Here is a 5,590-nt window from a genome sequence, read left to right on the forward strand (position 1 = left end):
GATCGAAATTATTTTCATTGATTGATGGTAGAAATTACTCGAAGTTTATTTGAGAAATATTTGTCAGAAAATTGATGAGCCAAGATTGGCACCCTTTAAGGTGCTACTGATTTTAAACTGAAGAGTTTGATCATGGCTCAGATTGAACGCTGGCGGCAGGCTTAACACATGCAAGTCGAGCGGGGAAAGGTAGCTTGCTACCTGACCTAGCGGCGGACGGGTGAGTAATGCTTAGGAATCTGCCTATTAGTGGGGGACAACATCTCGAAAGGGATGCTAATACCGCATACGTCCTACGGGAGAAAGCAGGGGACCTTCGGGCCTTGCGCTAATAGATGAGCCTAAGTCGGATTAGCTAGTTGGTGGGGTAAAGGCCTACCAAGGCGACGATCTGTAGCGGGTCTGAGAGGATGATCCGCCACACTGGGACTGAGACACGGCCCAGACTCCTACGGGAGGCAGCAGTGGGGAATATTGGACAATGGGGGGAACCCTGATCCAGCCATGCCGCGTGTGTGAAGAAGGCCTTTTGGTTGTAAAGCACTTTAAGCGAGGAGGAGGCTACCGAGATTAATACTCTTGGATAGTGGACGTTACTCGCAGAATAAGCACCGGCTAACTCTGTGCCAGCAGCCGCGGTAATACAGAGGGTGCAAGCGTTAATCGGATTTACTGGGCGTAAAGCGCGCGTAGGTGGCCAATTAAGTCAAATGTGAAATCCCCGAGCTTAACTTGGGAATTGCATTCGATACTGGTTGGCTAGAGTATGGGAGAGGATGGTAGAATTCCAGGTGTAGCGGTGAAATGCGTAGAGATCTGGAGGAATACCGATGGCGAAGGCAGCCATCTGGCCTAATACTGACACTGAGGTGCGAAAGCATGGGGAGCAAACAGGATTAGATACCCTGGTAGTCCATGCCGTAAACGATGTCTACTAGCCGTTGGGGCCTTTGAGGCTTTAGTGGCGCAGCTAACGCGATAAGTAGACCGCCTGGGGAGTACGGTCGCAAGACTAAAACTCAAATGAATTGACGGGGGCCCGCACAAGCGGTGGAGCATGTGGTTTAATTCGATGCAACGCGAAGAACCTTACCTGGTCTTGACATAGTAAGAACTTTCCAGAGATGGATTGGTGCCTTCGGGAACTTACATACAGGTGCTGCATGGCTGTCGTCAGCTCGTGTCGTGAGATGTTGGGTTAAGTCCCGCAACGAGCGCAACCCTTTTCCTTATTTGCCAGCGGGTTAAGCCGGGAACTTTAAGGATACTGCCAGTGACAAACTGGAGGAAGGCGGGGACGACGTCAAGTCATCATGGCCCTTACGACCAGGGCTACACACGTGCTACAATGGTCGGTACAAAGGGTTGCTACCTCGCGAGAGGATGCTAATCTCAAAAAGCCGATCGTAGTCCGGATTGGAGTCTGCAACTCGACTCCATGAAGTCGGAATCGCTAGTAATCGCGGATCAGAATGCCGCGGTGAATACGTTCCCGGGCCTTGTACACACCGCCCGTCACACCATGGGAGTTTGTTGCACCAGAAGTAGGTAGTCTAACCTTAGGGGGGACGCTTACCACGGTGTGGCAGATGACTGGGGTGAAGTCGTAACAAGGTAGCCGTAGGGGAACCTGCGGCTGGATCACCTCCTTAACGAAAGATTGACGATTGGTAAGAATCCACAACAAGTTGTTCTTCATACGATGTATCTGAGGGTCTGTAGCTCAGTTGGTTAGAGCACACGCTTGATAAGCGTGGGGTCACAAGTTCAAGTCTTGTCAGACCCACCACTATCTGACTACAGAAGAAAAGATACATTGACTTATTGATAAGCTGGGGACTTAGCTTAGTTGGTAGAGCGCCTGCTTTGCACGCAGGAGGTCAGGAGTTCGACTCTCCTAGTCTCCACCAAATTTCAAGATCATAAAAGCACTGCTTTTACTTGGAATTTAAGCAAGAAGCTACGCTTCGCGCAGTATGTAAGCATACAGTGATGAAGTTGTTTAGTTCCTAAGCGATCAAGTGTTTAGATCCTAGAGATTAACAAGTACAAGCGTTATGATACGCGCACTTGATAATCTCTGTGATTTATCACGGTTTCCTGACCTGACGAAGGCTGGAAAAATCATTAACAGAATATATTTGAGTTGAAATAATTTGTTCAAACTCGTTTCAAGTAGGTAACTACAAGAAATGAGTTCTAGCGAAATTAACTGAATCAAGCGTTTTGGTATATGAATCTAATTGATGCTGTACGGTGCTTAAATGCACAAGACGCCAACTGTATGAGCGTGATGAGAGATCATCACAATCTGTTGCTTATCCTACTTGTAAGGATAAACGACTGTTTGGGGTTGTATAGTCAAGTAATTAAGTGCATGTGGTGGATGCCTTGGCAGTCAGAGGCGATGAAAGACGTGATAGCCTGCGAAAAGCTCCGGGGAGGCGGCAAATATCCTGTGATCCGGAGATGTCTGAATGGGGAAACCCACTTACCATAAGGTAGGTATTGCAACATGAATACATAGTGTTGCAAGGCGAACGAGGGGAAGTGAAACATCTCAGTACCCTTAGGAAAAGAAATCAATTGAGATTCCCTCAGTAGCGGCGAGCGAAAGGGGAAGAGCCCATTAAGTCATATAAGTTCTAGTGGAACGCTCTGGGAAGTGCGACCGTAGACGGTGATAGTCCTGTACACGAAAGGGCTTATATGATGATGTCGAGTAGGGCGAGGCACGTGAAACCTTGTCTGAATATGGGGGGACCATCCTCCAAGGCTAAATACTCCTGACTGACCGATAGTGAACCAGTACCGTGAGGGAAAGGCGAAAAGAACCCCTGTGAGGGGAGTGAAATAGATCCTGAAACCGCATGCATACAAGCAGTGGGAGCCGGCTTAGTCCGGTGACTGCGTACCTTTTGTATAATGGGTCAGCGACTTATATTCAGTAGCAAGGTTAACCGAATAGGGGAGCCGTAGGGAAACCGAGTCTTAATAGGGCGTTTAGTTGCTGGGTATAGACCCGAAACCAGGTGATCTATCCATGAGCAGGTTGAAGGTTGGGTAACACTAACTGGAGGACCGAACCCACTGTCGTTGAAAAGCCAGGGGATGACTTGTGGATAGGGGTGAAAGGCTAATCAAACTTGGTGATAGCTGGTTCTCCCCGAAAGCTATTTAGGTAGCGCCTCGGACGAATACCATTGGGGGTAGAGCACTGTTTCGGCTAGGGGGTCATCCCGACTTACCAAACCGATGCAAACTCCGAATACCAATGAGTACTATCCGGGAGACAGACTGCGGGTGCTAACGTCCGTAGTCAAGAGGAAAACAATCCAGACCGCCAGCTAAGGCCCCAAAATTATAGTTAAGTGGGAAACGATGTGGGAAGGCATAGACAGCTAGGAGGTTGGCTTAGAAGCAGCCACCCTTTAAAGAAAGCGTAATAGCTCACTAGTCGAGTCGGCCTGCGCGGAAGATGTAACGGGGCTAAAACTATATGCCGAAGCTGCGGATGCATAATTTATTATGCGTGGTAGGGGAGCGTTCTGTAAGCCGATGAAGGTGGATTGAGAAGTCTGCTGGAGGTATCAGAAGTGCGAATGCTGACGTGAGTAACGACAATGCGAGTGAAAAACTCGCACGCTGAAAGACCAAGGGTTCCAGTCCAACGTTAATCGGGGCTGGGTGAGTCGACCCCTAAGGCGAGGCCGAGAGGCGTAGTCGATGGGAAATTGGTTAATATTCCAATACTTCTGTGTAATGCGATGAGAGGACGGAGAAGGTTAAGTCAGCCTGGCGTTGGTTGTCCAGGTGGAAGGTTGTAGGCATGTATCTTAGGCAAATCCGGGGTACTCTATGCTGAGAACTGATAGCAAGCTGTACTTGTACAGTGAAGTGGCTGATACCATGCTTCCAGGAAAAGTCTCTAAGCTTCAGTTACACAGGAATCGTACCCGAAACCGACACAGGTGGTCAGGTCGAGTAGACCAAAGCGCTTGAGAGAACTCTGCTGAAGGAACTAGGCAAAATGGTACCGTAACTTCGGGAGAAGGTACGCTGTTGTCTGTGATAGGACTTGCTCCTTGAGCGGCCGACAGCCTCAGAAACCAGGCCCCTGCAACTGTTTATTAAAAACATAGCACTCTGCAAACACGAAAGTGGACGTATAGGGTGTGATGCCTGCCCGGTGCTGGAAGGTTAATTGATGGGGTTAGCGTAAGCGAAGCTCTTGATCGAAGCCCCAGTAAACGGCGGCCGTAACTATAACGGTCCTAAGGTAGCGAAATTCCTTGTCGGGTAAGTTCCGACCTGCACGAATGGCATAATGATGGGGGCGCTGTCTCCAGCAGAGACTCAGTGAAATCGAATTCGCCGTGAAGATGCGGTGTACCCGCGGCTAGACGGAAAGACCCCGTGAACCTTTACTGCAGCTTGACATTGAACTTTGATCTTACTTGTGTAGGATAGGTGGGAGGCTTTGAAGTCGCGACGCTAGTTGCGATGGAGCCGTCCTTGAAATACCACCCTGGTAATATTGAGGTTCTAACTCTGTCCCGTTATCCGGGACGAGGACCATGTCTGGTGGGTAGTTTGACTGGGGCGGTCTCCTCCTAAAGAGTAACGGAGGAGTACGAAGGTGCGCTCAGCGTGGTCGGAAATCACGCGTAGAGTATAAAGGCAAAAGCGCGCTTAACTGCGAGACCCACAAGTCGAGCAGGTACGAAAGTAGGTCTTAGTGATCCGGTGGTTCTGTATGGAAGGGCCATCGCTCAACGGATAAAAGGTACTCTGGGGATAACAGGCTGATACCGCCCAAGAGTTCATATCGACGGCGGTGTTTGGCACCTCGATGTCGGCTCATCTCATCCTGGGGCTGAAGCAGGTCCCAAGGGTATGGCTGTTCGCCATTTAAAGAGGTACGCGAGCTGGGTTTAGAACGTCGTGAGACAGTTCGGTCCCTATCTACCGTGGGCGTTGGAAATTTGAGAGGATCTGCTCCTAGTACGAGAGGACCAGAGTGGACGAACCTCTGGTGTACCGGTTGTCACGCCAGTGGCATCGCCGGGTAGCTATGTTCGGAAGGGATAACCGCTGAAAGCATCTAAGCGGGAAGCCTACCTCAAGATAAGATTTCCCCGAGACTTTATGTCTCCTAAAGAGCCGTTGAAGACTACGACGTTGATAGGTTGGATGTGGAAGCATAGTGATATGTGAAGCTGACCAATACTAATTGCTCGTGAGGCTTGACTATACAACACCCAAACAGTTGTTGTACGAACTTCGAAAGAAGTGAGGATCAATTGATTCGATATTAAGCAAAACAGCTTGATTTAGTTGAAAAGCTAGATAAAATGAACAACCTAATTTAACTCAAGTATCTCTGTTAATAACTCATTTGGTACGAAGTACGGCAAACACTGCAACAGCAGTTAAATAAGACCCGAACAAGTCCATAAACAGTTGTGCTGGCGACCATAGCAAGAGTGAACCACCTGATCCCTTCCCGAACTCAGAAGTGAAACCTCTTAGCGCTGATGGTAGTGTGGGGTTACCCATGTGAGAGTAAGTCATCGCCAGCTCATTATTC

At 49.0% G+C, this 5,590-nt stretch carries 2 tRNA genes and 3 rRNA genes; all 5 read left to right on the forward strand.

Going from position 1 to position 5,590, the window contains the following annotated elements:
* The first annotated feature begins 114 nt into the window (after positions 1 to 114).
* The 5 genes from NI462_RS14575 (at position 115) to rrf (ending at position 5,582) form a co-directional block, all read left to right on the forward strand.
* Positions 115 to 1,652, forward strand: a 16S ribosomal RNA gene (locus tag NI462_RS14575).
* A 60-nt stretch (positions 1,653 to 1,712) separates the two neighbouring features.
* Positions 1,713 to 1,789, forward strand: a tRNA-Ile gene (locus NI462_RS14580).
* Positions 1,790 to 1,834: 45 nt separating this feature from the next.
* Positions 1,835 to 1,910, forward strand: a tRNA-Ala gene (locus NI462_RS14585).
* Between the two features lie 449 nt (positions 1,911 to 2,359).
* Positions 2,360 to 5,254: ribosomal RNA gene (locus tag NI462_RS14590) — 23S ribosomal RNA — on the forward strand.
* A gap of 213 nt (positions 5,255 to 5,467) precedes the next feature.
* Positions 5,468 to 5,582 (forward strand): 5S ribosomal RNA (gene rrf, locus NI462_RS14595).
* Together the 16S, 23S and 5S rRNA genes with 2 tRNA genes alongside form the textbook arrangement of a ribosomal RNA operon.
* Positions 5,583 to 5,590: the final 8 nt, after the last annotated feature.

Origin of the sequence: Acinetobacter lwoffii, assembly GCF_024129715.1 — a bacterium.
Lineage (GTDB): Bacteria > Pseudomonadota > Gammaproteobacteria > Pseudomonadales > Moraxellaceae > Acinetobacter > Acinetobacter lwoffii_U.